This is a genomic window from Streptomyces sp. NPDC028308, assembly GCF_055565855.1.
In genome coordinates, this window is record NZ_JBVHTO010000012.1 from 370,050 (window position 1) to 377,482 (window position 7,433).

The 7,433-nt window shown below is 73.2% G+C and carries 4 protein-coding genes and 1 tRNA gene; 3 read left to right on the forward strand and 2 right to left on the reverse strand.

Annotation, left to right across the window (positions count from 1 at the left end; translation table 11 throughout):
• Positions 1-50: 50 nt before the first annotated feature.
• Positions 51-821 carry a precorrin-6A synthase (deacetylating) gene (gene cobF, locus ACZ4VA_RS28720; RefSeq protein WP_356166010.1) on the reverse strand — a complete coding sequence of 257 codons (771 nt, stop codon included), beginning with the start codon at positions 819-821 and terminating at the stop codon, positions 51-53.
• Between the two features lie 100 nt (positions 822-921).
• Positions 922-1,449 carry a DUF309 domain-containing protein gene (locus tag ACZ4VA_RS28725; protein WP_356166007.1) on the reverse strand — a complete coding sequence of 176 codons (528 nt, stop codon included), beginning with the start codon at positions 1,447-1,449 and terminating at the stop codon, positions 922-924.
• A gap of 115 nt (positions 1,450-1,564) precedes the next feature.
• Between ACZ4VA_RS28725 and ACZ4VA_RS28730 the strand changes: the two genes are divergently transcribed.
• The 3 genes from ACZ4VA_RS28730 to ACZ4VA_RS28740 all read left to right on the forward strand — a co-directional run bounded on the left by ACZ4VA_RS28730 (position 1,565) and on the right by ACZ4VA_RS28740 (position 7,262).
• Positions 1,565-1,638: transfer RNA gene (locus ACZ4VA_RS28730), tRNA-Pro, on the forward strand.
• A 301-nt stretch (positions 1,639-1,939) separates the two neighbouring features.
• Positions 1,940-3,754, forward strand: coding sequence for an ABC transporter ATP-binding protein (locus tag ACZ4VA_RS28735; protein WP_356237953.1), 1,815 nt, complete (start codon positions 1,940-1,942; stop codon positions 3,752-3,754).
• Positions 3,755-3,887: 133 nt separating this feature from the next.
• Positions 3,888-7,262 (forward strand): pyruvate carboxylase, encoded by a 3,375-nt coding sequence (locus tag ACZ4VA_RS28740; RefSeq protein ID WP_356166001.1) that lies wholly within the window; start codon positions 3,888-3,890, stop codon positions 7,260-7,262.
• Positions 7,263-7,433 lie beyond the last annotated feature (171 nt).

Below are 7,433 nucleotides of genomic sequence, written 5' to 3' on the forward strand. Positions count from 1 at the left end.
CCCTCACACCGGGGTACGGCCCGTGCATGCGGGGAGATCCGCCCGGGTGTCTACTCCCTAGGGCGCCTGCGCAGCAGGTACGTGTCCATGATCCAGCCCTTGCGCTCCCGGGCCTCCGCGCGCAGCCGCTCGATGCGCGGAGCCGTCTCGGCCAGGGGACCGGAGGCGAGGATCTCGTCCGGGGTGCCGATGTAGGCGCCCCAGTAGATGTCGATGTCCTCGTCGGCGTACTCGCGGAACGTCTGGTGCGCGTCGAGCATCACCACGACGTCGTCGACGCCCTCGGGGAAGCCCTCCGCGAGCCGCCGCCCCGTGGTGATCTGCACCGGCCGCGCGACCCGGTTGAGTCCCGTGCGGTGCTTGGCGACGAGCGCCGAGACGCTGCTGATGCCGGGCACCACGTCGTACGTGAACGTCACCGCGCCCCGGTCGAGGATCTCCTCCAGGATGCCGAGCGTGCTGTCGTAGAGCGCGGGATCGCCCCACACCAGGAAGGCGCCGGTCTCGTCCTCGCCCAGCTCCTCGGCGATCAGCCGCTCGTAGATCCGGGCGCGGGCGCTGCGCCAGTCCCCGACGGCGGGGGAGTACGCGGCGCCCCCGGCCGCCCGGTCGCGGTCCGGATCGGTCGCCTCGGCCAGCCGGTACGTCCCCCGCGGCACGTGCGCGTCGAGGATGTCACGGCGCAGCCGGACGAGGTCGGACTTCACCTCGCCCTTGTCCAGGATGAAGAACACGTCCGTGCTCCTCAGTGCTCTGACCGCCTGCAGGGTCAGCTGCTCGGGATCGCCCGCCCCGATTCCGATGACATGAATCTTTCGCACGGCCCCGAGTCTGCCGCACGCCTCCGGCGGCCCCCGCACCGCGTCCGGCCCGCGGGCCCGCCTCCAGCGGCGGAGGCGTCCGCGGGCGGCCGCGGACGGTCTACCGGGACGCGGCCCCGGTCAGCCTCGGCGCCCACTCCCCGGCGTCGACGGGCCGCCCGTCCCGTTCCACGACGCCCGCCAACTCCCGCGCCCACGCGGCGAGATGCGCCAGATCCATTCCGTGCGGCCGGGCCCGGCCGGTGTCGGCGCCCCACTGCTCGATGCCCCCGGCGCCCCGCCGCAGCAGCCGGGCACCGCCCGTCGTGTTCCCACGCGCCGCGTGAGTGAGGCCCACCGCGAGCTGGGCCAGCGCCCGCCACAGCGCGCGCTCGTCGTCGGGGCCCGACTTCCAGGCGTCCTCGAAGACCTCGTGCGCGTGGAACGGCTTGCCCGCGTCCAGCAGTGCCTGCGCCTCGCCGACCGACTCCGCGGGGCTGCGCACGACGCCTTCCGGCTGCCGTTCCACGCCGTCCGCGCCGTACGGCAGCGGGCGGCCCAGCCCGTCCCGGGGCCGGGCGTTGCGCGCCCTACCCTCCGGGTCCCGGTCGCGCCCGTCGTCCGTCCGCCCCTCAGAAGTCCCGGTCATCCTCCGATTGTCCCGCCCGGGGCCGGCCGCCGCCCCCGCGCCCCCTTCGGACCAGCCGCCGACGTGCGGTAAAGTTCTGTTCGCGTCGTTCCGCGGGTCACCGCGGAGGACACACCGGGACGTGGCGCAGCTTGGTAGCGCACTTGACTGGGGGTCAAGGGGTCGCAGGTTCAAATCCTGTCGTCCCGACGGTGTCGACCAGCGGGCCTGCCGATATGGCGGGCCCGCTGGTCTGTTTTGTCCGGGGCGTGTGTGACACCGGTGACCGGTCCGCCCCCGGGGCCGGAGCGTGGCCTGAAACCGCGGGCGGCGCCCTCCCGGCCGGAAAACCCCTTGGACTCCTCCTCCGCCGCCGCGGGACACTGCCGTTCCTGATCGGCCCGAACGCGCATGCCGCACCGGCGTGGCGCGAGGTGTGCGGGGACGCCGCGACCGCACCCCGCCCCCGCCGGGCCGGCCCGGGCGAGCCGTCCGACAGCACGGGGGTGCAATGGGACCGACTTCGTCGCGCGGGAATCCGCCGGAAAAGGGCGCGGTCGCCCTCGCGCTGCGGTTCTACGGGCGGGAACTGGCGCGGCTGCGATGGCTTGCGGTGCCCGGGATGCTGCTGCCCGCGCTGGCGAACATCGGTACGAACTACATCGCGCCGCTGGTCGTCGCCAAGCTCGTCGGCCGCCTCGCCGGTGACGCCGGCACCAGCCTCGGCTCGGCCCTGCCGTACGTGCTCGGCTTCGCCGGCGTCCTGCTCTTCGCCGAGTTGCTGCGGCGGCTGGGCCTGCACTGCCTGAACCGCCTCGACGCCCTCGGCATCGAGCATCTGTACGTCGTCGGCATGGACGAACTGTTCGCCAAGGACGCCGCGTTCTTCCACGACAACTTCGCCGGGTCGCTGACCAAGCGGGTGCTGAGCTTCGCCTCGCGCTTCGAGGAGGGCGTCGACACGCTGACCTTCTCGGTCGTGGGCAGTCTCGTGCCGCTGATCTTCGGCTCGGTGGTGCTGTGGGGCTACGAACCGCTGCTCGTGGTGGGCCTCCTGGTCATGATCACCGTGACGGCGCTGTGCGTGGCCCCCCTCATCCGGCGCCGCCAGGCCCTCGTCGGCCGACGTGAGGAGGCCATCGCCCGGGTGTCGGGACACGTCGCCGACAGCCTCATGAACATGGACACGGTCCGCGCCTTCGCCGCCGAGGAGGGCGAGGCCGCCGAGCACCGGTCCCGCGTCGCGGAGTCACGACGCCTCACACTGCGGTCGTGGGACTACGGCAACCTGCGCATCGACACGCTCGTCGCCCCGATGTCCGTGCTGACCAACGCGCTCGGCCTGCTGCTGGCGGTGGCGCTCGGCGGGGGCAGGCTCGGTGTGGAGGCGGTCGTGGTCGTCTTCACGTACTACAGCAACGCGACACGGATCATGTTCGAGTTCAACCAGATCTACCGGCGGCTGGAGAGCTCGATGACGGAGGCCGCGCAGTTCACCGAGCTGCTGCTGACTCCGCCGACCGTGCTCGACCCGCCGCGCCCGGAGCCGCTGCGCTCCCGTGCCGCCGACGTCCGCTTCGAGCGCGTCACGTTCGCCCACGCCGGCGCCCCGCCCCTCTTCGAGGGCCTCGACCTGGCCGTACCCGCCGGGGCGAAGGTCGGCCTCGTCGGCCGGTCGGGCGGCGGCAAGACCACCCTCACGCGCCTGCTGCTGCGGATGACGGACATCGACGGCGGACGCATCCTGATCGGCGGCCAGGACATCGCCGGACTGCGTCAGGCCGACCTGCGGAGCATGCTCGCCTACGTGCCGCAGGACCCGGCCATGTTCCACCGCACCCTGCGGGACAACATCGCCTTCGCCCGGCCGGACGCCACCGACGCCGAGGTGAGGCGCGCGGCCGAGGCGGCGCACGTCACCGAGTTCGCCGACGCGCTGCCGGACGGCTTCGACACCATGGTCGGCGAGCGCGGCGTCAAGCTGTCCGGCGGCCAGCGCCAGCGCGTCGCCCTGGCCCGGGCGATCCTGCGCGACGCGCCGATCCTGCTCCTCGACGAGGCGACCAGCGCCCTCGACTCCGAGAGCGAGCTGCTCGTCCAGGAGGCGCTGTGGCGGCTCATGGAGGGGCGGACCGCGCTCGTGGTGGCCCACCGGCTCAGCACCGTCGCCACCATGGACCGGCTCGTCGTCCTCGACCGCGGGCGGATCGTCGAGCAGGGCACCCACCAGGAGCTGCTCGCCTCGCAGGGCACCTACGCCAAGCTCTGGCAGCACCAGTCGGGCGGCTTCCTCGACGACGACCCCGCCCGCGCCGGTCTGCTCTGAACCGCCGATCCCGGCGCCCCGGAGCGGGGGAGTGGCCTGCCTCACAGGAGCGGAGTGGGCCGCTTCACATGGCGCCGAGCGGGCAGGGCCGACACCATGGTGCGCGTCACCGAGCAGGCTGAAGGGATCCCGAATGTTCCGCAAGGTGCTGGTCGCCAACCGAGGTGAAATCGCGATTCGAGCGTTCCGCGCCGGCTTCGAGCTGGGCGCCCGGACGGTCGCCGTCTTCCCCCACGAGGACCGCAATTCACTGCACCGGTTGAAGGCCGACGAGGCCTACGAGATCGGCGAGCCGGGACACCCGGTGCGGGCCTACCTCTCCGTGGAGGAGGTCGTCCGCGCCGCGCGCCGGGCGGGAGCCGACGCGGTCTACCCCGGCTACGGGTTCCTGTCGGAGAACCCGGACCTGGCCCGTGCCTGCGAGGAGGCGGGCATCACCTTCGTCGGGCCGAGCGCCCAGACGCTGGAGCTGACCGGGAACAAGGCGCGTGCCGTCGCGGCGGCCCGCGCGGCCGGTGTGCCGGTCCTCGGTTCCTCTGCGCCCTCCACCGACGTCGACGAACTCGTCCGCGCCGCCGAGGACGTCGGGTTCCCCGTGTTCGTCAAGGCGGTCGCGGGCGGCGGCGGGCGCGGGATGCGCCGTGTCGAGGACCCGGCCCAGCTGCGGGAGTCCATCGAGGCCGCCTCGCGGGAGGCCGCGTCCGCGTTCGGTGACCCCACGGTCTTCCTGGAGAAGGCCGTCGTGGAGCCCCGGCACATCGAGGTGCAGATCCTCGCCGACGGACAGGGCAACGTCATCCACCTGTTCGAGCGTGACTGCTCGGTGCAGCGCCGCCACCAGAAGGTCATCGAGATGGCGCCCGCGCCGAACCTCGACCCGGCGCTGCGCGAGCGGATCTGCGCCGACGCCGTCCGGTTCGCCCGCGAGATCGGCTACCGCAACGCGGGCACCGTGGAGTTCCTCCTCGACCGGGACGGCAACCACGTCTTCATCGAGATGAACCCGCGCATCCAGGTCGAGCACACGGTGACCGAGGAGGTCACCGACGTCGACCTCGTCCAGGCCCAGCTGCGCATCGCCGCCGGTGAGACGCTGGCCGACCTCGGTCTCTCCCAGGAGACGGTCACCCTGCACGGCGCCGCCCTCCAGTGCCGTATCACCACCGAGGACCCGGCCAACGGCTTCCGCCCGGACACCGGCAGGATCAGCGCCTACCGCTCGCCCGGCGGCTCCGGCATCCGGCTGGACGGCGGCACCACCCACGCCGGCACGGAGATCAGCGCGCACTTCGACTCCATGCTGGTCAAGCTCACCTGCCGGGGCCGCGACTTCGACACCGCGATCGGCCGGGCCCGGCGTGCCGTGGCCGAGTTCCGCATCCGCGGCGTCGCCACGAACATCCCGTTCCTCCAGGCCGTCCTCGACGACCCGGACTTCCGCGCCGGCCGCGTCACCACGTCGTTCATCGAACGGCGCCCGCACCTGCTGACGGCACGCCACTCCGCCGACCGCGGCACGAAGCTGCTCACCTACCTCGCCGACGTCACCGTCAACAAGCCGCACGGCGAGCGCCCCGAGTCCGTCGACCCCGGCACGAAGATCCCGGTGGTGCCCGCCACGGAACCGCCCGCGGGCTCCCGGCAGCTCCTGGTCGAGCTCGGCCCCGAGGGCTTCGCCCGCCGGCTGCGCGAATCGCCGACCATCGGCGTCACCGACACCACGTTCCGCGACGCCCACCAGTCGCTCCTCGCCACCCGGGTCCGCACCAAGGACATGCTCGCCATCGCGCCCGTGGTCGCCCGGACCCTGCCCGAACTGCTGTCCCTGGAGTGCTGGGGCGGCGCCACCTACGACGTGGCGCTGCGCTTCCTCGCCGAGGACCCGTGGGAGCGGCTGGCGGCGCTGCGCGAGGCGGTGCCGAACATCTGCCTGCAGATGCTGCTGCGCGGCCGCAACACCGTGGGCTACACCCCGTACCCGACAGAGGTCACCGACGCCTTCGTGCAGGAGGCCGCGGCCACCGGCATCGACATCTTCCGCATCTTCGACGCGCTGAACGACGTCGGGCAGATGAGGCCCGCCATCGACGCCGTACGGGAGACCGGGACGGCCGTCGCCGAGGTCGCCCTCTGCTACACCTCCGACCTGTCCGACCCCTCCGAGCGGCTCTACACCCTCGACTACTACCTCCGCCTGGCCGAGCAGATCGTCGAGGCCGGCGCGCACGTCCTGGCCGTGAAGGACATGGCGGGCCTGCTGCGGGCCCCGGCCGCGGCGACCCTCGTCTCGGCGCTGCGCCGGGAGTTCGAGCTGCCGGTGCACATCCACACCCACGACACGGCGGGCGGCCAGCTCGCCACCTACCTCGCCGCGATCCAGGCCGGCGCCGACGCGGTCGACGGAGCGGTCGCGTCGATGGCGGGCACCACCTCGCAGCCGTCGCTGTCGGGCATCGTCGCCGCGACCGACTACTCCGAGCGGCCCACCGGGCTGAGCCTGAAGGCCGTGGGCGACCTGGAGCCGTACTGGGAGAGCGTCCGCAGGATCTACGCGCCCTTCGAGGCGGGCCTGGCCTCGCCGACCGGGCGGGTCTACCACCACGAGATCCCCGGCGGGCAGCTGTCCAACCTGCGCACGCAGGCGGTCGCGCTGGGTCTCGGCGACCGCTTCGAGGACATCGAGGCGATGTACGCCGCCGCCGACCGCATCCTCGGTCACCTGGTGAAGGTCACGCCGTCCTCGAAGGTGGTCGGCGACCTCGCGCTCCACCTGGTCGGCGCCGGTGTCTCGCCGGAGGACTTCGAGGCCAACCCGAACCGGTTCGACATCCCCGACTCCGTCATCGGTTTCCTGCGGGGCGAGTTGGGCAACCCGCCCGGCGGCTGGCCCGAGCCGTTCCGTACCAGGGCGCTGGAGGGGCGCGCCGCCCCCAAGCCGCAGGAGGAGCTTTCCGCGGACGACCGCGAGGGCCTCGCCAAGGACCGGCGCGCGACCCTGAACCGGCTGCTGTTCCCGGGCCCGACACGGGAGTTCGAGACGCACCGCCAGACCTACGGCGACACCAGCCTGCTGGACAGCAAGGACTTCTTCTACGGACTCCGCCCGGGGAAGGAGTACGCGGTCGACCTCGAACCGGGCGTGCGACTGCTCATCGAGCTGGAGGCGGTCGGCGAGGCCGACGAGCGCGGTATGCGGACCGTGATGTCCGCGCTCAACGGCCAACTGCGGCCGATCCAGGTACGCGACACCGCTGTGTCCTCCGACATCCCGGCGACGGAGAAGGCCGACCGGGCCAACCCCGGTCACGTCGCCGCGCCGTTCGCCGGAGTGGTGACCCTCGCGGTCGCCGAGGGCGACGAGGTGGAGGCGGGCGCCACGGTCGCCACCATCGAGGCGATGAAGATGGAGGCCTCGGTCACCGCCTCGAAGTCCGGGAAGGTGTCGCGGCTCGCGATCAACCGCATCCAGCAGGTGGAGGGCGGCGACCTGCTCGTCGAGATCGCCTGACCCCCGACCCACCGGACCCGGCAGCCAGGCCCGTCCGGCCGCTCCGCCGCACGTGACACAGGGGTGGCCCCCCCCCCGGCGGCGCCCCCGCCCCCGCGCCCCCTCCCGCCGGGCGGCTCGGGGGGCGGCACGCCCAGCGCGGGGGCCGCCGCCCCGGGCGGGGGGGCGCCC